Source organism: Microbacterium sp. T32 (assembly GCF_001619615.1).
Taxonomy (GTDB): Bacteria; Actinomycetota; Actinomycetes; order Actinomycetales; family Microbacteriaceae; genus Microbacterium.
On record NZ_LQQP01000023.1, the window covers coordinates 244,283 to 265,362 of the forward strand.

Annotated in this window: 22 protein-coding genes; all 22 read left to right on the forward strand. The window is 71.0% G+C overall.

Going from position 1 to position 21,080, the window contains the following annotated elements; genetic code table 11:
* Positions 1 to 29 precede the first annotated feature (29 nt).
* The 22 genes from AVW09_RS13310 (at position 30) to AVW09_RS13410 (ending at position 20,923) form a co-directional block, all read left to right on the forward strand.
* Complete coding sequence (locus AVW09_RS13310; RefSeq protein ID WP_063258517.1) at positions 30 to 1,352, forward strand: glutamyl-tRNA reductase; 1,323 nt, start codon at positions 30 to 32, stop codon at positions 1,350 to 1,352.
* A gap of 633 nt (positions 1,353 to 1,985) precedes the next feature.
* The gene (locus AVW09_RS13315) at positions 1,986 to 2,267 is read left to right on the forward strand and encodes a hypothetical protein (RefSeq protein WP_063258518.1); all 282 of its coding nucleotides are present in this window, start codon (positions 1,986 to 1,988) and stop codon (positions 2,265 to 2,267) included.
* Positions 2,268 to 2,286: 19 nt separating this feature from the next.
* Positions 2,287 to 2,859, forward strand: coding sequence for an HhH-GPD-type base excision DNA repair protein (locus AVW09_RS13320; RefSeq protein ID WP_063258519.1), 573 nt, complete (start codon positions 2,287 to 2,289; stop codon positions 2,857 to 2,859).
* Positions 2,860 to 2,993: 134 nt separating this feature from the next.
* A complete protein-coding gene (locus tag AVW09_RS13325; RefSeq protein ID WP_231901847.1) occupies positions 2,994 to 3,314 on the forward strand; it encodes a hypothetical protein in 321 nt (106 codons plus the stop codon).
* 20 nt (positions 3,315 to 3,334) lie between these two features.
* Positions 3,335 to 3,646 (forward strand): pore-forming ESAT-6 family protein, encoded by a 312-nt coding sequence (locus AVW09_RS13330; protein WP_022879355.1) that lies wholly within the window; start codon positions 3,335 to 3,337, stop codon positions 3,644 to 3,646.
* A 96-nt stretch (positions 3,647 to 3,742) separates the two neighbouring features.
* Positions 3,743 to 4,087, forward strand: a complete 345-nt coding sequence (locus AVW09_RS13335) for a DUF6507 family protein (RefSeq protein ID WP_156496103.1) — start codon at positions 3,743 to 3,745, stop codon at positions 4,085 to 4,087.
* Entirely contained in the window at positions 4,087 to 7,344 is a 3,258-nt protein-coding gene (locus AVW09_RS13340) for a hypothetical protein (protein ID WP_063258521.1), read from the forward strand. Before AVW09_RS13335 ends, AVW09_RS13340 begins: the two co-directional genes overlap by 1 nt.
* Entirely contained in the window at positions 7,328 to 7,942 is a 615-nt protein-coding gene (locus AVW09_RS13345; protein ID WP_156496104.1) for a hypothetical protein, read from the forward strand. Before AVW09_RS13340 ends, AVW09_RS13345 begins: the two co-directional genes overlap by 17 nt.
* 151 nt (positions 7,943 to 8,093) lie before the next feature.
* Positions 8,094 to 8,735 carry an SseB family protein gene (locus AVW09_RS13350; protein ID WP_197462641.1) on the forward strand — a complete coding sequence of 214 codons (642 nt, stop codon included), beginning with the start codon at positions 8,094 to 8,096 and terminating at the stop codon, positions 8,733 to 8,735.
* Positions 8,736 to 8,770: 35 nt separating this feature from the next.
* Positions 8,771 to 9,052 carry a YrhB domain-containing protein gene (locus AVW09_RS13355; RefSeq protein WP_022879360.1) on the forward strand — a complete coding sequence of 94 codons (282 nt, stop codon included), beginning with the start codon at positions 8,771 to 8,773 and terminating at the stop codon, positions 9,050 to 9,052.
* 3 nt (positions 9,053 to 9,055) lie between these two features.
* The gene (locus AVW09_RS17775; protein ID WP_156496105.1) at positions 9,056 to 9,502 is read left to right on the forward strand and encodes a hypothetical protein; all 447 of its coding nucleotides are present in this window, start codon (positions 9,056 to 9,058) and stop codon (positions 9,500 to 9,502) included.
* Positions 9,503 to 9,643: 141 nt separating this feature from the next.
* On the forward strand, positions 9,644 to 9,958 hold the full coding sequence (locus AVW09_RS13360) for a YrhB domain-containing protein (protein ID WP_022879362.1): 315 nt from the start codon (positions 9,644 to 9,646) through the stop codon (positions 9,956 to 9,958).
* Positions 9,959 to 10,036: 78 nt separating this feature from the next.
* Positions 10,037 to 10,471, forward strand: coding sequence for a hypothetical protein (locus AVW09_RS13365; RefSeq protein ID WP_063258523.1), 435 nt, complete (start codon positions 10,037 to 10,039; stop codon positions 10,469 to 10,471).
* Positions 10,468 to 11,463, forward strand: a complete 996-nt coding sequence (locus tag AVW09_RS13370) for a hypothetical protein (protein ID WP_063258524.1) — start codon at positions 10,468 to 10,470, stop codon at positions 11,461 to 11,463. The genes AVW09_RS13365 and AVW09_RS13370 overlap by 4 nt, the downstream gene beginning before the upstream one ends.
* Complete coding sequence (locus AVW09_RS13375; protein ID WP_063258525.1) at positions 11,460 to 11,987, forward strand: hypothetical protein; 528 nt, start codon at positions 11,460 to 11,462, stop codon at positions 11,985 to 11,987. Before AVW09_RS13370 ends, AVW09_RS13375 begins: the two co-directional genes overlap by 4 nt.
* A gap of 108 nt (positions 11,988 to 12,095) precedes the next feature.
* Positions 12,096 to 12,869 carry an FHA domain-containing protein gene (locus AVW09_RS13380; RefSeq protein ID WP_063258526.1) on the forward strand — a complete coding sequence of 258 codons (774 nt, stop codon included), beginning with the start codon at positions 12,096 to 12,098 and terminating at the stop codon, positions 12,867 to 12,869.
* Positions 12,866 to 13,939 (forward strand): DUF6177 family protein, encoded by a 1,074-nt coding sequence (locus AVW09_RS13385; RefSeq protein ID WP_063258527.1) that lies wholly within the window; start codon positions 12,866 to 12,868, stop codon positions 13,937 to 13,939. Before AVW09_RS13380 ends, AVW09_RS13385 begins: the two co-directional genes overlap by 4 nt.
* Positions 13,939 to 14,199 (forward strand): hypothetical protein, encoded by a 261-nt coding sequence (locus AVW09_RS13390; RefSeq protein ID WP_063258528.1) that lies wholly within the window; start codon positions 13,939 to 13,941, stop codon positions 14,197 to 14,199. Before AVW09_RS13385 ends, AVW09_RS13390 begins: the two co-directional genes overlap by 1 nt.
* Complete coding sequence (locus AVW09_RS13395; RefSeq protein WP_063258529.1) at positions 14,196 to 15,533, forward strand: EsaB/YukD family protein; 1,338 nt, start codon at positions 14,196 to 14,198, stop codon at positions 15,531 to 15,533. The genes AVW09_RS13390 and AVW09_RS13395 overlap by 4 nt, the downstream gene beginning before the upstream one ends.
* Positions 15,530 to 16,432 carry a hypothetical protein gene (locus AVW09_RS13400; protein ID WP_063258530.1) on the forward strand — a complete coding sequence of 301 codons (903 nt, stop codon included), beginning with the start codon at positions 15,530 to 15,532 and terminating at the stop codon, positions 16,430 to 16,432. The genes AVW09_RS13395 and AVW09_RS13400 overlap by 4 nt, the downstream gene beginning before the upstream one ends.
* The gene (eccCa, locus tag AVW09_RS13405; protein ID WP_231901848.1) at positions 16,429 to 20,571 is read left to right on the forward strand and encodes a type VII secretion protein EccCa; all 4,143 of its coding nucleotides are present in this window, start codon (positions 16,429 to 16,431) and stop codon (positions 20,569 to 20,571) included. The genes AVW09_RS13400 and eccCa overlap by 4 nt, the downstream gene beginning before the upstream one ends.
* Positions 20,561 to 20,923, forward strand: coding sequence for a hypothetical protein (locus AVW09_RS13410; RefSeq protein WP_063258531.1), 363 nt, complete (start codon positions 20,561 to 20,563; stop codon positions 20,921 to 20,923). Before eccCa ends, AVW09_RS13410 begins: the two co-directional genes overlap by 11 nt.
* Positions 20,924 to 21,080: the final 157 nt, after the last annotated feature.

Sequence of the window (21,080 nt, forward strand, 5' to 3'; positions counted from 1 at the left end):
CCCGAGGAAGCCGGGCGTAGAATCTTTCCGTGCTGCTCTGCGTGAGCGCGAGTCACAAGACCGCGTCCTTCGACCTCCTCGAGCGGCTCAGCGTACCCACCACCCCCGTCGCCCCCCTGATCGCCGCGCACGACGAATGCGTGCAGGGAGCGGTCGTCGTGGCCACCTGCAACCGCTTCGAGGCCTACGTCGACATGGACGAGCCCGTCACGGCCGCCGTCGCCGTGGGCGTGGAGGCCACGCTGAGCGCCATCGAGGCGGCCACCGGCGTGCCCGCGAGCGAGCTCGAAGGTTCGTACACCGTGCTGGGCGGCGGCGACGTCGCCGAGCACCTGTTCTCGGTGGCATCCGGTCTCGAATCCGTCGTCGTCGGCGAGGGCGAGATCGCCGGTCAGGTGCGCCGCGCACTGACAGAGTCCCGCGCGCTCGGCACCACGTCGGGCGAGCTGGAGCGCCTGTTCCAGCGGGCGTCCGAGGCGCAGCGCGGCGTGAAGAACGCCACCGCCATCGGCCGCGCCGGCCGTTCGCTCGTGCGCCTCGGCCTCGAACTGGCCGACAGCCGCATCGCCGACTGGTCCACGCAGCGCGTGCTGCTCGTCGGCACGGGCGCGTACGCCGCGGCGACCGTCGCCGCCCTCCGCGACCAGGGCGCCGAGAACATCTCCGTCTACTCCCCCTCGGGGCGCGCCGCGAAGTTCGCCACGAAGCACGGGCTGCGCGCCGTCTCGGCCGAGACGTTCCCGAGCGCCGTGGCCCACGCCGACCTGGTCATCACGTGCACGACGAGCGAGAACCACGTCGTCAGCGCCGCGACCTTCGCCGCCGGACGCACCGCCGCCGAAGCGACCGCCCCGGCCGCCGCGGGCTGCCCCGTCGACCACACCGGCCGCCGCCTCGTCATCGACCTCGGCCTGCCGCGCAACGTCGACCCCGACGTCGCCATGGTCCCCGGCGTCGACCTGCTCGACCTCGAGACCATCCGGCTCCACGCTCCACTCGAGGAGCTCCAGGCGACGGATGCCGCGCGCGACCTCGTCCGCGACGCCGCCCGCCGCTTCGCCTCGGTGGGCGAGCGCAAGAACATCACTCCCGCGGTCGTCGCGCTCCGCGCCCACGTCTTCGGCGTCCTGGACACCGAGGTCGCCCGGCTACGGGCACGCGGCGACGAGGGCGGCCAGACCGAGGCGGCCCTACGGCACCTCGTCGGCGTCCTGCTCCACACCCCCACGACCCGCGCGCACGAGCTGGCCGAATCCGGCCGCGGCGACGAGTACGTGGCCGCGCTGTCCGCGCTCTTCGGCATCGAGGTGCCGCCGGAGGCGCCCGCCGCGCGCATCGCCGACGCCGGCTGACGCTGCGGCGTACGCCGTGGCCTCGCGCTGCGGCTGCGGTGTGCTGCTTCGCGCTGCGGCTTCGCGTTGCGGCTGCGGGGTGCTGCGCGCGGGGTGCTGCTTCGCGCTGCGGCTGCGGGGTGCTGCTGCGGGGTGCTGCGCGCGGTGACCAGCGGAGGACATCGGGCGAGCGGAGGACCGAAACCCCGGCATCCATCCTCCCCTCCCCGAATCCCCTCCGCCCATCACCGGGATCGCTGACCCCGCCGCTGCGCGCGGTGACCAGCGGAGGACATGCGACGAGCGGAGGACCAAAACCCCGGCATCCACCCTCCCCTCCCCGAATCCCCTCCGCCCATCACCGGGCAGCACGCCGGCACTGACCTACCGCCGCTGAGCGAGGGCCGCACCCAGACACTGACCTGCCGCGGCTGGGCACGGTGACCAGCGGAGGAGATCAGGCGAGCGGAGGACCGAAACCCCGGCATCCGTCCTCCCCTCCCCGAATCCCCTCCGTTCGCCACCCCGCACCGCCCCGCGCGCCCCCGCGCGACCTCTGCTCATCACCGACCCGCCCCGCGAACACCGGGCGCCCCGCCCATCACCGGCGCGCCCCGCAAGACCCCGGCGCGGAGGACCCGGCAGGATGTACGCATGGGCACTCCCGCATCCGAGGTGTACCGCGTCGCCGGTGAGGATCGCCGCCGCAACGGCCTGCGGTGGGTCGCCACGGTCGCGATGGGACTGCTCGATGCGGGCTCGGATGCGCCGTCGACAAGCGAGGTCGTGATCCGCCGCATCGACGGATCGGTCGTGAGACGGCTGAAGCCCGGCAGCGTCGAGGATTTCGAGCGCCAACTCAGCGAGATCACGGGCGATCTGCACGACCTGGACGCCGTGCCCTTCGCCGAGAAGTGGCTCGCCGCTCCTGCCTGACCCGCGGGAGAATGGCGGCATGAGCCTGCACATCACCGACGACCCGGCCGCCGACGAGCTGCTGTCGACGAACCCCCTCGCGCTGCTGATCGGCATGCTGCTCGACCAGCAGGTGGCGATGGAGACGGCGTTCGCGGGGCCGCTCAAGATCCAGGAGCGGATCGGATCGGTGGATGCCACGACCCTGGCGCACGAGGATCCCGAGGCGTTCGCCGCGGCGTTCTCGCAGTCGCCCGCGGTGCACCGGTTCCCCGGGTCGATGGCGGCGCGCGTGCAGTCGTTGTGCACCGCGATCGAGCAGGACTGGGGCGGGGATGCCGCGCAGCTGTGGACCCGCGACGACCCGGACGGCGTGACCGTGCTGAAGCGGCTGAAGGCGCTGCCCGGCTTCGGCGAGCAGAAGGCCAAGATCTTCCTCGCGCTGCTCGGCAAGCAGTACGGCTACGACGGCGCGGGGTGGCGTGAAGCCTCGTCTCCGTACGGCGAAGACGGCTCGTTCCGGTCGGTCGCCGACATCACCAGCCCGGAGTCGCTCACGAAGGTCCGAGAGTACAAGCGCGCCGCGAAAGCAGCGGCGAAAGCGGGCAGCTGACCCCACCTACACCATGGGGGAGAAAAAGGAGAGTTCTCTCATCTTCGTTCCGCGACGCGTGCCCCGTGGTTAGGGTTTCAGGGTTCGTTGCAGGTTGATTCGCGATCGAAGGGTGGGCTCTCGTGAAGTTCGCAATGGGTTCCGACACTCTGGGTGTGCTGGGTAAGGCCACCTCGGGTTCGAGTGATGAGCTGTCGCTGCTGGTCCGCCAGCTGCTGGAGGCGGCCGAGCCGCTCGAGGGACAGTTCCAGGGCGCGGGTCGTGCCGCGTTCGACCGCTTCAAGTCGCGCACCGACGCGATCTCGGCCGAGTTGAAGCTCGCCCTCGATGGCGTCCTCGGCGGCATCTCCGGCATGGACCGCTCCTTCCAGGAGGGCGAGTCGTCCATGGTCGACCAGACCACGAGCCTCGAAGCCGGATCGTCGTTCGACGCCGCGCGCTTCGGCAGCCGTTGAGAATCGGAAAGGACTGACTCATGGTGAACCAGGGAGACCGTCGCGATTACTCGATCGCGGCCTCGCAGAACGCTCAGGACAACTTCAACCGCGTCGCTTCGCAGCTCGAGTCGCTGATCGACCAGCGCGACCGCGACGTCCAGGCCGCGATGTCCGACTACTCCGCCGACGGGGTATCCGAGGACTACCGCGGCAAGGAACTCCGCTGGAAGAACGCCGCCGCCGAGGTGCGCGGCATCATCCAGACGCTCCGTTCGTCGCTCGAGCGCAACGACGAGTCCGCCCAGACCGCGCTGAGCAAGGCTCGCGCGGCGGTGGAGTCGATCGGCTGACGATTCGTCGCTGAACGCCGGGTGCCCCGCGCACCCGGCGTCGGTGGTGGCCGCGCGCGGGGCCGCGCGGATTCGAGGACATGAAGGGGTCCGGCGATGACCAGTTGGAGCATTCAGCCATCCGGCGTCGTGGCCGTGCTGAAGGATGTGAACGTGGATGCCGAGGCACTCGGCGCCGCGCTGCAGTCCCTCGGTCCGGCGCTCGAGGGGGCCGTGACCGCGACCCAGTCGGGCGCGATCTCCGAGGCGGTGCAGAGCTACTTCCAGCAGGAGGAGACTCCGCGCATCCAGGGGATGAGCGCTCGCATCGGCGCTGCCGCGCAGGGCGTGGTCAGCGCCACCGAAGCCTACGTCGCGGGTGACATGGAGATGGCAGCGAACGCGCAGTCCGCGGCCGTCGCCGCCGTGTACCCGCCCACTCTTCCGCACGGGGTGATGTGATGCCGGATCCGATCGACTACGAAGCCATCCCGGGCGAGAAGATCGACCCGGATGCCATCGAGGCCAACGCCGCAACCGTAAGCACGATCTCCGGCCAGGTGTCGGAGCACGGCTCCAACGTGCAGTTCAAGTGGCAGGGCATGGCCGGGGTCTACGAAGCCCCCGAGTCCCCCACCCTGCTGGGCCTGATGGCCCCCGTCAGCTCCCAGGCGACGCAGGTAAGCGACAACCTGGCCGAGGTCTCCGCTGCGCTGACCGCGTTCGCCGCGGACGTGCGTCCGATCAAGGCCGAGCTCGACTCGCTGCGCGCGCAGGCGAAGACGTTCGTCGACTCGATCCAGGGCGGCGTCCGCGTGCAGGAGATCAACCCCGCGTGGACGGCGGCGCAGTCCCCGTACGGCGGGGCCACGGCGACACCGACCTATCAGGGTTCGTGGGGCTCCTCGACGACGTCGTCGACGAGCCCGGCGATGCCCGACAAGTACCGCACGGTCACGAAGGAGTGGCACGAGGTCCAGGAGTACGTCGACCGCAACAACGAGTTGCTGTCCGCGGTGAACGCCCAGCAGGTGAAGCTGTGGGAGGCCGAGCGCGCGTGCGCGAATCGCATCCGCGCGCTCTACGGTGCCCAGCCGCTCCACGCCGCGACCTCGGAAGACGACGCGCTGGGCTACGGCCTGTCGGAGATCCCGGAGGGCACCGACATGCCGTGGGGTGCCGAGGTCGAGCGCACCGAGGGCTGCGGTGAGGCCACCGCGAAGTTCGTCTTCAAGGACTTCCTCTGGGAGGGCATCGCCGTCGGCGGTGTGTGGGGCACGATTCAGGGTCTCGGCACGCTGGTGCTCGGGTACAACCCCGAGACAGGCGAGTTCTTCTCGACCGACGCGTACGGTTCGGCGTGGGGCAACCTCGGCATGCTCCTGTTCGCCGGAGCCGCGAACACGGGTGTGCTCGCGCCGATCTTCCAGACCGACACGCTCATGCAGGCGATGGGCATGGGCGGATACCTGCCGCAAGAGGTCCGCGACTTCAAGAAGTCGGCCGACGAAGCCGCCCTGAACACCGGCAAGGCGCTCATCGCCTGGGACAAGTGGCAGGACGACCCCGGCACCGCGCTCGGTGAGTCGGTGTTCAACGTCGGCACGGCGTTGATCCCGGTCGGCGGCGCGGCGGTGGCGGGCGTGAAGACCGCGTCGACCGCGGCATCCGTCGTCTCCAAGATCGCGAAGGTGGCCGACTTCGTCGATCCCGCCGCGTTCGCCATGAACGGCGCGATGAAGCTCGGCGGCGCCGGGCTGAAGGGACTCGACGGCCTCATCGGACGCCTCGGCACGGATGCCACCGGCGGCTTCCACCTCAACACCCCCGACATGCCCTTCGTCGCCGACGATGCCACCTCGGCGCTGCGCGCTCTCGACGACGCCGGTGTCGACCTCAACAGCGTCACGGCGCGTGTCGAGGACGGCATCCCCGTGTACGAGTTCCCGCCGACGGATGCCATCCCGTCCGGCCGCATCGAGATGCCCGCCGGGTCGTTCGACGGCGTGGGCGGCGGCGACGTGCCCGTGCGCGGCGACGGCGGAGCGGATGCCGGTGTCGTGGCGCCCGTGCGCGAGCCCGAGCTCGTTTCGGCCGGCGGCGTCCGCGGCGTGACGGGCCCCGGACCGGTGAACTCGATCGTCGAGGATGCCCCCGTCCGCACGGAGACCGGTGGCGCGGGTGAGTCGACGGTCGTTCGCGAGCCCTCGACCGAGACCGGCGGCGGCAGCAGCCACGCCGGCGGCGAGAGCGGCGGCCACGGCGGCTCCGACACCGGGAGCGGCGGTGGCCTGGGCCGTGGCGAGGACGCGGGCAACGGCGGCGGGGGACTCGGCCGCGGGGACGACGCCGGCGGTGACGGTCGCGGCGATGACGGCGCGGGTCGCGGCGACGAGGGTGCGCACGCAGGTCGTGCCGACGACGGCTCGACGCACGGCGACCACACGGACGTCTCGCAGGATGTGCACCGTGGCGATGACACCATGACCGATGGAACCGCGACGCCTGGGGATGGCGAGGCCGCGCCAGGCGTGCACGCCGACACCGATGGAGCAGTTCCGTCTCCGGCCGACACCGACGTGGCGTGGCGGAGCGCGGAGGATCCTCAGCTCACGCTTTCCTCAGACCAGAAGGCGTTCGTCGACCAGTACCTCACCGGATCCCGGGGAGCCGAGCCGCGGCTGACAGGCATCATGCAGGATCTCCGTTCCACGTTCCCCGAGGCCAGGCTGGAGGGACTGGAGTATCGACTCAAGGGCGACGAGTCGCTCTATCGCAAAGTTGCGACCGAACTCGCGGACTTCGCTCCTGGTGTGCCCATGGAGAAGGTTCTCGGGACGATCAAGGACAGCGTTCGCTACACGGTCGTGGTTCCCGACAGCAGCTATGGTTCGGCCGTCCCCCGCATGCTTCACGACCTGCAGTCAGACGGTCTCGTTCCCTACGGGAAGCTGAAAAATTCCTGGGGCGCGGACGGTTACCAGGGCATCAACAGCACATGGTTCGATCCGGTAGGAAACCGAAAGATCGAGGTGCAGTTCCACACCGATGCCAGCTTCGACGCGAAGATGGACTCGCACGTGGAGTACGAGGCCGCCCGGCTTCCCGGAACCGACGACGCCACGCGCGCCGAGCTCGAATCCGCGATGAACGAGCGCTTCGCGGCCGTGCCGCACCCCGTCGGAGCCGATGCGATCAGTTGGCCGGACATCATGCCGGGCACAGGTTTCGTCGATGTCACCGCTCACGTCCCGGCTGAAGCGTTCCCGGCCGATATCTCGCGAACCCCATTGGACGATTCGCTCATCGACCACTCGATCGTCCAAGAGTTCCAACCTTCCTCGCCCTCGGACGGGGCAGTCTTCTGGTCGGGTCGAGTCACCGTCGGCGAAGACTTCGTGTCTTCCATGGATGGCGCTCGCGTCGTCGCATCGTCGTACGAACGGTCCACGCTCGAGCAGATGCTTGAGCACCAGGGTCTGGCGGATGCGATGCCTTCCGACTGGTCGCTGCCGTCGACGACGGAGACGTGGCGCGCCGTGTCATCCGCCATTGCGGAGAATGCGCGGGGACACGTGTTCGCTTACGTCGGTGACGTTCGGCCGGGGTCCGTGTGGAACCTATATGAATTCCCGCGCCTGATCGAGAATGAAGCAGTGACCAGGATCACCGTCATCGACGCACACACCGGAAGGCCTCTCCATGTCTACGAACGATGACTCGCTCTTGTCAGCGGCGGTAACCGCATTCCTCGGCTGGCCGACAGCCAAGATGCCCCTCGCCGACGAGAACGCCGTCGCCGACCTCGCGAGGACCCACTCGGTTGACCCGGACGCTCTGCTCGCCGGCGTGTATGACGCCATCGCGGCATCCGACGATCTGACCATCTCGGATCTCAGCACCTACTCCGACGGAGGGGCCTCCACATACAAAAGTCGGCTGGCGGCGGCCCGACCCAACCTATCGTCTGCTGCGATTGACGCTCTCGCCTCTCGTTGGTTCTTTCGTCTCCGGTGGTTGGGGATCGAATCAGGCATCGACGCCCCCCGGTACTTCGTGCGTTATGGCGGTGAAGGCGCCACCCCTATTCCCGTCGCTCTCTACCGACGGCGCACGGCCGAAGGAGCCATCGTCGACGAGGTCCTCAAGGACGTCGGTGAGTGGCGGCCAGACACTCGGCGTCAGATCCACAACTTCTTCGCGTTCTCGCTCGAATCAGACCTCGAAGAGGTCACAGCCGCCGCGGCGGCAGAGTTCGAGGAGATGGTGCGCGCACGCGAGTACGTTCCCTTCAGGTCGACCGCGGCGCCCCGGTGAGAAGTGGGGGCTTCCCGGAGCGCTCTCGGCACGGTTTCGTCCGACTTGCGACCCCTACTCCTCCACGGCACGAGGACTTGCCTGATGCATGAGAAGTGACGACGATCCGCTGGAGCACGTGCGGAGCTACCAGGTGGCGAAGGAACCCGACATGACAGAGCCTCGCCCCGAGAACGACCTCGAAGTCACCATGAGGTTGGTGCGGTCCGGCGAGCTGCCGTCTGAGCGGCTGGGACCGGCTCTCGTGGAAGCCGAGTTGGCCGTTCTCGTCGACAGAACGCCCGATCCGACGGCGATCGAGCCCCTCGTCGTACACCGCGACGAGGCGAACTTCCTCGCCGTGTTCACCGCGACGGAGCAGGTCCCGGCAGAATTCGGTGAGGGCCGCAGCGCCCTGCTCCTGCCGGGCCGCCTCCTCATCAGCGGCGCTGCCCCCGAGGTCGGTCTGGTCGTGAACCCGGGGTCGGCGGGAGCGATGGAGATCCCACCGTCGGCTCTTGCTGCTCTCCGCCAGGCATCCGCGGCACCGTCCACGCGCTACTTCATCCGCGAGCAGATGGTGGACGGCCAGGTCGTCCCGGTCTCGGTGTTCCGCCGCCGCTCCACTCCGGAGGGGCCGGTCGACGAGCGTCTCCTCGACGTCGACTCGTGGGCCGACGACCGGCACGGAACGGTCGACAAGGCCATCCGTTTCCCCCTGGATGCCGACATCGAGGAGATCTCCCCCGAGGCCGCTCAGGACGTCTTCGACATGGTCGCCCGCCGCACCTACGTTCCGCTGCAGCGCCGCTGACCACCCCTCCCACATCGTCGCGAAACGAGGTTCACATGATCGATGCAGAGTCCGCGCGGGAGATCGTGCGCGACGCCCTCCGACACGCGGAGGACGGCAGCGGCGTGCGCTGCGTCCTCGTGGGAGAGACGCTCGACTACGGCGCGTGGTGGGTGCAGGGGTATCAGTCCGAAGCATTCGCCGTTCATGGCGATGCCTTCCAGGCGCTGGCCGGCAACGGCCCCTACGTGATCCCGAAGAACGGCGACGCCGTTTTCACGCTGTCGAGCGCAGAACCCGTCGATGAGCAGATGGCTCGCCTCGCCGCAGCCGGCTAGGTCATGAGGCGGGCGCTGATGCGGGCGGGCGCTGATGCGGGCGAGCGATTCGTCGACGACGTGGCTGAATCGGATGGCCTGGCGTTTGCCCGCGATCGCAGCGCTCCGGCCGTTCCACCGGACCCAGTACGCGGCCCCCTCCTCGCTGATGACGACGCCGGGATCAGGCTGGGCGCGGAAACCGTCATCAAATCCCTGCTCGAGCCGCCAGAGGACCCCGAAGCGCATCAGGAGGAAACGATTCGCGTCCTCCTCCGTTTCGAGGAACGCCTCCGTCGTTCGAGTGCCGCGATTTTCGATGTCCACGTGCCAGGCAGAATCGGCGACTCGGCGCACCGCGAACGCGGCCTCCGGGTTCCACCACCCGCGTGTGGCATCAGCGGGGCGCAGAGGGCTGGAGAATCCGGCCCGCTGCGCCCACATCTCGAGGATCTCGTCATCGGCCATTGATCCATCATCCCGGCAGCCGCGGAGCGTCCTCGTCGCGGTGCGACCCACGGTGCGGGCCGTATCGGAGAGAAGATTGGCCATGGACGAAAGCGGGAACCGCGATTTGGCAGCCGCCGATCTGCTCGTCGGCGGAGAGAACGCATGACGCCCGACAACCGCCCGGCGCCACCGCTCTCCGCACGAGAAGCGGAGCAGATCGCCCTTCGACTTCTCGCCCGATCGACCGAGGATGACGGCATCCCGCGGGTTATTCTCGGCTCGCCGGTCGAAGCAGGGCCGAATTGGGTCTTTTTCTTCCAGGGCCGCGGTTACGTGGAGCGCGGTGATCTCGCGGAGATGCTGGTGGGCAACATGCCGATCGTCGTCCCCCGCGATGGCGGCGCACCGTATTCGCTCAGCTCCCAAGAGGACACCGATGTTCAGATACAGAGGATGGTCCACGATGCAGATCGGTGAGTTCCGCAGAATCGTGGATGCAGAAGATGCGGTGGACGCCCTCCGTCTCCTTCGGGACCTCGAGGAGTATCGACCCGGATGACGAACGTGCCCGTCAGCCAGACGCTGCTCGAGTACCGCGGCGAGCGGTACCCGCTCCACTCCGGAGGAGACGGCTACGTCCGCCTCCAGACGGACGGCGCACCGTCGCACCAGAACTTCCCCGATGCGATCGAATTCAATGACGATCCTCACGATCCGTGGGTAAAGCTCCCGCGCACTGCACTTTCCGCGCGCTACGCGCAGAAAGTGACCGCCAGGTGGCACGGCGTTCCGGTCATCGTCGGCGAACGCGTCAGGCGCGGCCTCAGCCGTGGAATGGTGATGATCCGGCACGAAGGGGTCGAGCCTGCCACCGCGATCGCGGCGGGACTCAGGGGTAACCGGAACGACGGATGGTCGGCACTGGTGTCGCCGTACGAGCTCGAGAGGGTGCGCGTGAAAACGACGAGACTTCCCCTGGTGCGGGAATGATGGAGCAGCCGTCGATTCCGGAGAACGTGACGGGTGGTTTCATCGCTCGCAGTTCCGGAACCTGGGTCCAAACGTCTGAAGGCTGGTTCGCCTCGACATGGGCGATAGCTGAGGGCGGGCCCATTCAGGACCTCTTCGTCTACGACCACGAGGGGATGGACTCCCGCCAGGTACCTCTGGCAACGGTTATCAGCGCCGAAGACGTCGCGTCGGAGGCCCTCTACAACGGGCATTGGATTCCGCTCGTATCGATGTGGAACGACGACTCGATAAGGATTCGCGCACCGATCGCCTCGTCCGAGACCGGCTATTGCGCGGTCCTCTACGTCTACTCCAGCCCGGAATGGGAGGCGTTGGTCTCCCTGCCTCACGCCGAGCTGCACGACCAGCGAGGAGGAAACGGTGGCGTCTCGTTCCGCGTCCCGCTGACCGAAATCGAGGACTATCGAGAGACCGTCACGCCGATCTTCGGTGCCTCGATGGCATCCGAGCGGACCATTCCGCTTTCGAAAAATCTCAGCGCCGTGGACGAGCTGGCCCGCCTGGCGCCGAGCGCCATCAGCGTGGCGCGCACCGATACCGCGGTCGTCGTACAGGCCGGCGAGCTGACTTTTCGGGTCACCCTGATGGGGCGTGCATGGCGCGTGCGGAAGTCGGGGCGATCGGACGACCGCGGAGTGGCGTTCGAGGCGACCGACGAGACAGACATCGCGCGATTCCTGATCGCGATGTTCGCGAACGACATCCGGCGCGCGCGTGGGCTCGCGCCCCGGCAGAGAGCGGTGACGCTGTCGGACGATGGACTCGCTGAACCCGCAGCCTCATTCATGCTTTCCGGGAGTCCCGATGCCGGATTCGTGCTGACGGACACATACCGGCAGATCCGCTGGCGCTTTGCGAGCGACCTGGATGCGGCCCGATTCAGTTGGATCGCGCCGCTGGCGTGGACGGATATCCGCGCCGAGTTCGGCTGGAGCGAGGAGGCCCCGTGACCCCTGAAGAAGCGCTCGCGACGATCCGCGCCGAGGGCCTCGGCAGGTACCGCTGGTTCGAGGACGCGACGAACGATGCGGACATCGTGGCGATCCAGCGCACGGAGTCCGGGTGGGTGGTCTTCGCGACCGATGAACGCGCCACCCCGCAGGGCCGCCGCGAATTCGCGGCGGAGGCTCCGGCGATAGAGAACTTCCTGTCGCGCCTCCGCTCGGCCAACAGCGTCGCCGCGTGGCACGAGAAGCTTCGCCGAGAAAACGGCCCCCGCTACTTCGTCCGCGAGCTCCGCATCGACGGTCGGCTTGTCCCCGCGCGGTTGTTCCGGCGCCGCGAGACCGACCACGGACCGGTGGACGAGTACCTGATCGACGTCGACAGCTGGGCCCCGGATACGCGCGGCGTCCTGGATCGTGGCATCCGCTTTCCCCTGGATTCCGACCTCGAGGAGATCTCGGATGCCGCTGCGCGAGAGATCTTCGCGATGGTCGCGCGGCGCGAATACATCCCGCTGACCCGGCGCTGAACGGCAAATTCTGCCGTCCCACGGGTTATCCACGCAAGGGAGGACCGATCTCGGCACCGCGGAAGCGTCCCGCCTAGGGTGGAAGGTCGGAAGCAGGGAGGGGGCCCGATGACGAGCACGCACGATCCATTGCGCCTGGCCGACGTCGATCCGCTCGTGTTCACCGAGCGTGCGGGCGCGGGGCAGGTCGTCGGGGCCGTCGCGTTGGATGTCGTCATGCCCGTGGCGCTGCTGGCGGCCGGGGTCATCCTGCTCGTCGCCGACCAGCCCGCCCTCGGCTGGCTGTTCCTCCTCGCCGCGATCGCGCTGCTCGCCGTCGCCGTGCGGCTGCTCGGGCGCACCGGCCGCACCCTCGGCGCCGCCACCGTCGACGCACGGATCGTGCGCCGCACGACCGGTGCGGCTGCGGGCGCGACGGCGCTCGGCGCCCTGCTCACCGGCAAGCTCGGCATGTTCGACCTCCGGCGGGGCCGCGACCCGTTCGCCCCGGCAATCGCGGCGTTCGAGTTCCCCGACGCCGCCCCGAGCACCGCCCCGAGCCGCGCCCGCCGCGGCATGGTCCCGACGCTGCTGCTCGATTCGGGCGAGCGCCTCACGCTCGACACCGCGCTCGTCCTGGGCCGCGACCCCTCGGCCGCGGCCGACGCCCCCGCCGAGGTGTATCGATGGGCGGACATGTCTCGCACGCTGTCGAAGTCGCACGTCCGCCTGGAGTGGGACGGCCGCCAGGTCTGGGTCACCGACCTGGGTTCGACGAACGGCACGTTCGTCCGCGGCGCCGGCGCGTCGACACCCCTCTTGCCCCACCAGTGCACGCCCGTGCCGACCGATGTCGTCCTCGAGATCGGTGACCGCACTCTGACCGTTCGGGATGCCGCATGAGCACTGTCGCCCACCCTCTCCTCGATGCCGCCGGCCCCGGTTGGGCGGGAACCGAGACGCGCGCGCCGATCGTCGCCCTCACGACCGCGATGAGCGACTTCCTGCACAAGACGGCGAGCGAGGGCCTGCGCCCGATCATCGTGACGGGCGAGTTCTCGCGCATGACGCAGCCGCTCGCGCAGGTGCTGTCGGCCGTCCAGGGGCACTGGGTCGTGCGGACCCGCACCGACGGGTTCTACGACGCTCGATCCGGCGTCCGGCTGGACGCCCCCGCCGACGCGCTGACCGCGGTGGCGCCGACCACGGAGAACGTGCACCCGTTGTTCGTCCGGGCGCAGGTGGCATCCAGCCTCCAGGTGGTGGCGACGGTGTCGACGCGACACCGCGTGACCCGCCCGGTGCGGCTCGGGGGCGTGGCCGAAGCGGCGGTCGCGCTGTTCACCGGGGCGGAACCGACGGCGTGGGGCGCGGTCGAGCCGCTGCTCGCGAAGTGGGACCGCGACGACCTCACCGAGCGGTCGCGACGGCGCATCCCCCTCGACAGCCACTGGGTCGCCGTCGGCGGCCGCGATCGCGCGGTCCTCTCGACCGTGCAGGTCGGCCGCACGAGCGAGGGCCTCGAGGAAACGACGCGCGTGTGGGCCGCGGTACCGGGCGTCGGCCGCGAGAGCGGCGCGACGGCGACCGCGGAGGCGCGCGAACTCCTCGCCCGCGCCGCGACCGTGGGCCTGCCGCTCATCGGACTCGCGTTCGCCGCGATCGGTGCGCCCGACCTGGCGCGTCGGGCCACGGCATCCCCCCAGCCCGAACCGCTCGCGCTGCTCATCGGCCCCGTCGGCATCCGCGCGCTCGGCATCGACGCGAAGCGCTGGATCGACGAGGTCGGCGGCACGACGGTCGGCAGCCCGCGACTTCCGGGCGCGCTGCTGCCCCTCGGCTCGGTCGACGGCGGCGGGTGGGGGCGCCTGAACGACGTCCTGTCGACCCTCGACCCGGAACGCCTGGGCGAGCTGCTGAACCTCGCCCCGCACGTGCGCGCGCAGCTGCGCTCCACCGAAGGAGTGCACTGATGCCCGACCAGCGCGACACCGTCCTCATCGAACAGGCCAAGATCCAGCGGATGCGCCTGGGCGCGGCCCTCGTCTACGGCCACATCGGCGAACGCCGCACCGTCAATGACCACATGAAGCGCCTGATGGGCTCGATCGTGGTGGCCGCGATCGCGTGCGCCGCGTGCGTCGGCGTCTCGTTCGTCTCGCAGCTGCTCGCGCAGCGGGCGCAGCAGCCGACCTCGATCGTCCAGACCCCCAGCGGAGGCCTGATCCCGTGAGCATCTACACCCGTCTGACCGTCGCGGGATCCGAGCGTCGCGCCGAGGTCGTCGTCCCGAGCGGCGAACCCGTCGGTGCCGCGATCCCGCGCCTGCTCGACCTGCTCGGCGAGACGGCCGGAACCGTCGCGCGCCCGCTCGCGGTCATCGCGCCCGACGGCGAGCAGATCGACATCGCGCTCACCCCGCAGCAGCTCGACCTCGCCGACGGCACGCTCGTGCGCCTGGTCCGACTGGATGCCGCGCCCCCGCCGCCCGTGGTGATCGACGTCACGGATGCCGCTGCCGACGCGCACGACGCCCGCCCCGACCGCTGGGACGAGCGCGCACGCACGATCGCCGGAGGCACGGGCATCGCTGCGGCTTTCGCCGTCGCCGGGTGGCTGTCGCCGTGGTCGTCGCCCACGCTCGCGGCCTTCGCGCTGCTCGCCACCGCCGTGGTGCTCGCCGCGATCGCGACGGGCCTCGGGCTCGGGGGTCTCCGCCGCCTCTCGACATGCGTGGCGGCGGCCGCCGCGGGGCTCGCGCTGCCGGTGGGGAGTGCGACGGCCGCGGCCGTGGCATCCGGTCCGACGGCGATCCTCGCCGGCATCGCCGCCGCGCTCGCCACGGGCTTCACCGTCGCGCTGCTCGGCGTGGGGATCGCGCACCGCCGTCGCGGAGCCGCCTCCGGTGGCGCGCTCGGCGCCGTCCTCGCCTCGCTGTACCTCGGCCTGCTGCTCGCGGGAGTGGATGCCATCGCGGCCTCGGCCGTCGCCGGCGTCGTCGCCGCCTTCGCCACCGGCCCGCTGCCCTGGATCGCGCTCTCCTCGGCCGGGCTCACCGACCTCGACCAGCGCGCCGCGGAGGGAGCGCCGCCGGCCCGGCCGCGCGCGTTCGCCGCGATCGACGAGGCCTACGCGGCGCTCACATGGAGCGTGGGGGCCGTGGCATCCCTTCTCGGCGTGACCGGGGTCGTGCTCGCACTGTCGGGCACGATCTGGACCGAGCTGCTGGCCCTGGCGTTCTTCCTCGTCGCGGCGCTCCGCACCCGCGCGTTCCCGCTGCGGTGGCAGGGGTGGCTGCTGTGGATGGCCGCCGGCGCGATCGCGGCCGCGGGGCTCACGGTTCTGCTCGTCGGCGGCCTCGGCTGGATCGGCGCGGGGGTGGCGGTCGTCGTGGCCGTCCTGCTCGCCACGATGGTGCTCGTGCAGCCGCGCCCGCACGTGCGCGCGCGCCTGCGCGGTCTCGGCAACGTCGTCGAGACGCTCGCCGTCGTCGCGCTGATCCCGCTGCTCGTGGGCACCCTCGGCATCTACGCCGAACTGCTGGCCATGTTCGGCGGCCGGTCGTGACCGTGCTCGATCTGCGGGCGTTGTCGACCGCGGTGTTCGGCAGCGGCGCGAACGCGCGTACCGAGCTCACCTCGTGGGATGCCGCGATCCGCGGCGGTCTGTCCACGACCCGCCGCGTCGGCGTGGTGTCGCTGTCGCCCGGTGCCGGAACCAGCACGGTCGCGCACCAGCTGGTCCGCGCGGTCGCGGCGCGGCGGAGCGAACCGGTGCTCGCGGTCGACGTCTCGACCGGGACCCCGGGCCTCGCGGCACGCCTCGGTGCGGAGCCGGTGCCGCCGGACGACACCCGCGCCGCGGCACGCACGACAGCGGAGGCGCTGAGCGGACTCGACGTGCGCGACGGCGTCGTCGCCCTGCGCCCGCGCGACGCCGACGACGCCGTAGGCGCGTGGCTCGGTGAAGCCGCACCGATCGCCCGCTTCTTCGACGTGTCGGTCACGGACTTCGGCGCGCGACATCCGCTCGCCGACCTCGCCGGATGCGCGGCGCTGTGCGACGTCGTGTGCCTCGTCGCGGACGGGCGGCGGTCGCCTGCCGAGCACGCTCGCTCGGTCGTCGACGCGATCACGGGGCTACCCGAGTCGCCGTCGGTCGTACTCGCGCTCGTCGATCACGCGCGTGAGGGCGACGGGGTGGCCCGCGCCTTCGCGGCGGGAGCAGAATATCCGGTCGTCGCGGTGCCGTTCGATTCCGGCCTCGCCGCCGGCGGCCGTGCGCGCCGCTCGGCGACGCAGCTCGCCGTCGTGCGGCTGGCCGCGGCCGTGGTCGCCGCGGGGAGCGCCGGGCGGGGAAGCGCCGGCCGCGGAGGCACCGGCCGCGGAGGCGCCGCCGGCGGGAGCGCCGGTCACAGCGCCGCGAGCGCAAGCGCCGCAAGCGCCGCCCCGGGGAGGACCGCATGACCGTCCGCATCGTCCACCGCCCCGCGCGCATCAGCGAGGCCGTCGAGCCCGCGGCCGACGTCATCCTCGCCCCGCCGCCGCCGATCGGCGAAGGCGCGACGGGCTTCCCGCTGCAGTCGCTGCTGCCCATCGTCGGCAGCCTGTCGTCGATCACGATGATCGTGCTGCTGCGCAACAACCCGATCATGGTCGTGGTCGGTGCTGTCATCCTGGTCGTCGCGCTCGTCGGCGGCCTCGGCATGGCGCTCACGCAGCGCGGAAACGCCGCCCGTCAGCGGCGCGTGCAGCGCGAGCGCTACCTCGACTACCTCGAGGAGACGCGCGAGGCCGTCCGCGAGACCGCCGACGCGCAACGCACCGCGGCCCTCGCGCTCCACCCCTCCCCCGGCACGCTCGTCGAGATCGCCGCCGACCCCGCCCGGCGCTGGGAGCGTCGACCGGGGGATGCCGATTTCCTGCGCGTCCGCATCGGCACGGGCGACCTGCGCGCGGTCGAGGTGGCCCTCCCGCCCGAGCAGAACCCGGTGCAGCCGTTCGATCCGGTGATGCGCGAGTCCGCCGAGCGCATGGTGCGCCTGGCCGGGATCGCGCAGGGCATGCCCGCGACCGTCGACCTCGAGCGCGGCGGTCAAGTCTCGCTCGTCGGCGCGCGGCCCGACACGCTGCGCGTCGCGCGGGCGCTCGCAGCGCAGATCGCGGCGTTCCACTCCCCCGACGACGTCCACATCGCCGCGGCCATCGCCCCCGGTCAGCGCCACGACTGGCACGGCCTCGACCTGCTGCCCCACCTCGCGAGCGACACGCCGCCCGCCGGTGCCGTCGCGGCCCGGCGCCTCGCTCCGAGCCTCCCCGAGCTGCTGTCGCTCCTGCGCGACGAGCTGCGCGACCGCGTCGCCACGGCCGCCGCCTCGCGCCGCGCGGGCCGCAAGACCAAGCCCGGACGCTTGGTGATCTTCGTCGACGAGGCCGATCACGCCGCGTCCCCCGTCCCCCGCCTGGATGCCGCTCTCGACCTGACCGCGCTGGGCGTCACGGTCGTGCACCTCGTCGACGACCGCCTCAAGGAGCCGACCTCGGTCGCCGTCCGCGTGACCGTCGAGAACGGTACCGCGACGGTGGAGACCCCGGGCACGGGTGAGGCGGCGGTCAATGGCATCCGGATCGATCCCGTCACGCCCGCCGCTCTCGACGTCGTGGCGCGCCCGCTCGCGGGGCTCCGGCTCACGCGCACCTCCGCGCAGGACTCGGGCACGGCCCTCGCCCCCGACGTGACGCAGCTCCTCGGGGTCGCCGACGTGGATGCCATCGACACGTCGGCCGCGTGGCGCACCCGCAGCGCCGCGGAGTTCCTGCGCGTACCGATCGGCGTCGACGACCAGGGCGGCCCCGTGCTGCTCGACCTGAAGGAGTCGGCGCAGCTCGGCATGGGCCCGCACGGGATCTGCATCGGCGCGACGGGCTCGGGCAAGAGCGAGCTGCTGCGCACGCTCATCCTCGGACTCGCGCTCACGCACTCCCCCGACGACCTCAGCATGATCCTCGTCGACTACAAGGGCGGTGCGGCGTTCGCGCCGTTCTCCCGCCTCCCGCACGTCGCGGGCATCATCGACAACCTCGCCGACGACCCGCAGCTGACCGAGCGCGCTCGCGCGAGCATCCAGGGCGAGGTCGTGCGTCGACAGCGTCTATTGAAGGATGCCGGGAACGCGGCATCCATCGGTCACTACCGGCAGATGCGCCGCGAACGTCCCGAGCTGCCGGCGCTGCCGCACCTGTTCCTGGTGATCGACGAGTTCGGCGAGCTGCTGACGGCCGAGCCCGATTTCGTGGAGCTGCTGCTGACGATCGGGCGCATCGGCCGCTCGATCGGCGTGCACCTGCTGCTGTCGAGCCAGCGCATCGAGGGCGGGCGCCTCCGCGGTCTCGACACGTACCTGTCGTACCGGATCGGCCTCCGCACGTTCTCGGAGTCGGAGTCGGCCGTCGTGCTCGACACCCCGGATGCCTTCCACCTTCCGGCGATCCCCGGGTTCGGGTACCTCAAGGTCGACACGTCGGTCTACACGCGGTTCCGCGCCGGATACGTGTCGGGTCCGGTGCCCGATCCGATCGAGTCGGGCCCGCGGCACGACGACGCTCCGCCCGTGCTGCGGCTGCCCGCGTACGACCTGCCCGACGAGTCGCCCGAGGCCGAGCAGCTCGACAGTGCCGAACCCGAGACGCCGACCACCGGCCGCACGCTCGTGCAGGCGGCGACCTCGCGGCTCGCGCGCGGCATCGCCCGCACGCGTCCGGTGTGGCTGCCGCCGCTCCCGCCCGTGCTGACCCTCGGCGGTGTGCTGCCGCAGGCCGACGGCGCGGGGACGCTCCGCGCACCGATGGGCCTGCTCGACGACCCGTCGAAGCAGACGCAGTCGCCGTGGATGCTCGACCTCACGCGCTCGGGCGGCCACGTGTCGATCACCGGAGCGCCGCAGTCGGGGCGCTCGATGTTTCTGCGCACGCTCGCGGCGTCGCTGTCGTTCACGCACTCGCCGCGCCAGGTGAGCATCTACGGCATGGACCTCACGGGCGGCGGCCTCGCCCGCATCGAGCCCTTCCCGCACGTGGGTGGTGTCGCGACGCGCGGCAACCGTGAGCGGCTCACGCGTCTGCTCGAGGAGCTCACCGGCATGCTCGCCGTCCGCGAGCGGGTGTTCCGCGACCACGGCCTCGACTCGCTCGCCGACATGCGCCGTCAGCACGCCGACGGCCGCCTCCCCGCCCTCCCGAGCGCCGACGTCGTGCTGCTCGTCGACGGTCTCGGCGCGCTGCGTCAGGACTTCGAAGACCTCGAGACCCCGCTCGCGCAACTGCTCGAACGCGGCGGAAGTTTCGGCATCCACGTCGTCGTCGCCCTGTCGCGCTGGAACGAGCTGCGCATGAACCTGCAGGGACTCATCGGCACGCGCCTCGAGCTGAAGCTCAACGACCCGGCCGATTCGCAGATCGCGCGGAAGCTCTCGCAGACGCTCCGCGCCGACGAGCCGGGCCGCGTGCTGACCGACGAGAAGCTGTTCGCGCAGATCGCGCTGCCGTTGCTCGAGGAGGTCGACGACGGCGACACCGGCGAGGCGCTCGAGCAGCTCGCGCGCGAGAGCGCAGCCCGCTGGGGCGGTCAGGGCGCGGCGCCGATCCGACTGCTGCCCGAGGTGCTGTCGCCGTCCGAGCTGCCCGACGCGATCGACGAACCGGATGCCGTGCCCCTGGGCCTGCGCCAGGACACGATGCAGCCGGTGTCGCTCGACTTCGTCACGCGCGACCCGCACCTGCTCGTGCTCGGCGACAGCCGCTGCGGCAAGACGACGCTGCTGCGCGGCATCGTGCAGGGCGCGATCGACCGGCACTCGGCGGAGGAGCTGGTCGTGGCCCTGATGGACGCGCGCGGCGAGCTCGCGGCGGAGGTTCCGGATGCCTACCTCGGCGGCCACGCGTCGTCGGGTCGGCAGGCGCGGCTGCTGGCCGAATCGATCGCGGTCGAGCTCGAGAAGCGCGCGAACGATCGGGATGCGGGTCCGCGGATCCTCGTGATCGCGGACGACTTCGACATCCTCGCCGCGGGCGGCACCGAGCCCCTGCGTCCGCTGCTGCCGTACCTGGCGTCGGCGCGCGACCTGCGCCTGAACGTCGTGGTGAGCCGCCCCGTCGCGGGTGCGTCGCGCGCGATGTTCGACGTGGCGCTGCAGGGCATCCGCGACACCGGCGGCACCGCGCTGATCATGTCGGGCGACCGCTCCGAGGGCGCGCTGCTGCCCAAGCTGTACGCCGAGCCGATGATCGCCGGCCGCGGCCGCCTGGCCCGTCGCGGCGAACGTCCGACCCTCGTCCAGGTGGCGAACTTCGTCGCCGGCGAGGGTGAGGCGTTGGGTGCTTCCGTAGTGGGCGCGCCGGCGGAGGCGGAGCCGGTGGTGGATGCCGATGGAGCGGATGCCGTGGACGAGACGACGCGGGAGGTGGTTCCGGCTGCCGCGACGCCCGTCGAGGCCGCCCCTGCGGAGGCGCCCGAGCCGGTGCCCGCGCCCGCGCCCGCTTCCGCGGCGCCTTCGAGCGGCGAGGAACAGCCCCTGACCCGACGGAGGAGAGAGAACCGTGCCCCGTAACAGCGTCGCGTTCACGCGCGAACCCGTCGACATCGAGGCGCTCGCCTCCGCCGTGTCCGCGGTGCTCACACCCGAGGAACTCGCGGCGACCCCGGTGGAGATCCGACCCCTCGACAACGGCGCGGCGGCCCAAGTGCTCATGCTGGACCGGGTCGTGCTGACCGTTCTCCGGCCGCGGCTGACTCCCCCGCCCGCGGAACTGGCGCGGGTCTACGGAGCGGTTGAGGTTCCGGGCGAGGCGCGGTGGTCCTCGGATTGCTTCACGATGTGGGAACCGGAAGGACTCATCGGGGTGCGTCTCCTCGAGGCCGCGGCATCCGCGCGCGGGGGTGTCGCGGCGCACCTGGGCTGAGGTTCACCCGCGGTCCGAGCCAGAGCGGCGGCCGGATGCCATCGCGGCGGGGTTCCGAGAATCGACCGTTACCCGGTCGCTTCAGCAACGGCCCCACCCGAAAGGCACACCCATGTCTCCGACACCCGACCAGAACTCAGCCATTACCCCCCCCCCC

Coding starts and splice junctions, on each gene's coding strand:
- AVW09_RS13360 (WP_022879362.1), top strand. CDS start 9,644: ATGACGCCCGACAACCGCCCGGCGCCACCGCTCTCCGCACGAGAAGCG.
- AVW09_RS13355 (WP_022879360.1), top strand. CDS start 8,771: ATGATCGATGCAGAGTCCGCGCGGGAGATCGTGCGCGACGCCCTCCGA.
- AVW09_RS13340 (WP_063258521.1), top strand. CDS start 4,087: ATGCCGGATCCGATCGACTACGAAGCCATCCCGGGCGAGAAGATCGAC.
- AVW09_RS13330 (WP_022879355.1), top strand. CDS start 3,335: ATGGTGAACCAGGGAGACCGTCGCGATTACTCGATCGCGGCCTCGCAG.
- eccCa (WP_231901848.1), top strand. CDS start 16,429: ATGACCGTCCGCATCGTCCACCGCCCCGCGCGCATCAGCGAGGCCGTC.
- AVW09_RS13315 (WP_063258518.1), top strand. CDS start 1,986: ATGGGCACTCCCGCATCCGAGGTGTACCGCGTCGCCGGTGAGGATCGC.
- AVW09_RS17775 (WP_156496105.1), top strand. CDS start 9,056: ATGAGGCGGGCGCTGATGCGGGCGGGCGCTGATGCGGGCGAGCGATTC.
- AVW09_RS13325 (WP_231901847.1), top strand. CDS start 2,994: ATGGGTTCCGACACTCTGGGTGTGCTGGGTAAGGCCACCTCGGGTTCG.
- AVW09_RS13350 (WP_197462641.1), top strand. CDS start 8,094: ATGACAGAGCCTCGCCCCGAGAACGACCTCGAAGTCACCATGAGGTTG.
- AVW09_RS13370 (WP_063258524.1), top strand. CDS start 10,468: ATGATGGAGCAGCCGTCGATTCCGGAGAACGTGACGGGTGGTTTCATC.
- AVW09_RS13345 (WP_156496104.1), top strand. CDS start 7,328: ATGTCTACGAACGATGACTCGCTCTTGTCAGCGGCGGTAACCGCATTC.
- AVW09_RS13320 (WP_063258519.1), top strand. CDS start 2,287: ATGAGCCTGCACATCACCGACGACCCGGCCGCCGACGAGCTGCTGTCG.
- AVW09_RS13390 (WP_063258528.1), top strand. CDS start 13,939: ATGCCCGACCAGCGCGACACCGTCCTCATCGAACAGGCCAAGATCCAG.
- AVW09_RS13385 (WP_063258527.1), top strand. CDS start 12,866: ATGAGCACTGTCGCCCACCCTCTCCTCGATGCCGCCGGCCCCGGTTGG.
- AVW09_RS13380 (WP_063258526.1), top strand. CDS start 12,096: ATGACGAGCACGCACGATCCATTGCGCCTGGCCGACGTCGATCCGCTC.
- AVW09_RS13365 (WP_063258523.1), top strand. CDS start 10,037: ATGACGAACGTGCCCGTCAGCCAGACGCTGCTCGAGTACCGCGGCGAG.
- AVW09_RS13335 (WP_156496103.1), top strand. CDS start 3,743: ATGACCAGTTGGAGCATTCAGCCATCCGGCGTCGTGGCCGTGCTGAAG.